Raw genomic sequence first — 330 nt, 5'->3', positions numbered from 1 at the left:
TCAAACAGCTGCGGCGAGTCAGATCACGAAGCACGCCTGTCCTTCGGCAGGCGTGCGGGCCGGATGCACTGCGCTCCTCGGCACGCGCAGAGGGGATGGAGCTCCAACGCGCCATGGCGCGTACTTGTGTGGGGTGTGGGGGAGTCAGTGCAGTGGATCTCCACGCACGTTGCGCCAGCTCATGCGCCGGGGACTTCGCCAACTGGAGCAAGCCATAGCTTGCGACACTGTCTGCGAAGCGCAGCGAGCCGTTGGTGGCCGAGCGCAGCGATGGCCCGACCCACTCCCCTCTGTGCGCGCCGAGGAGCGCAGTGGAACCGGCCCGCACGC

Source organism: Variovorax defluvii (genome assembly GCF_039541515.1).
GTDB lineage: Bacteria > Pseudomonadota > Gammaproteobacteria > Burkholderiales > Burkholderiaceae_C > Variovorax > Variovorax defluvii.
The sequence above is the reverse complement of the archived record's forward strand: the minus strand, read 5'-3'. Positions refer to the sequence as shown.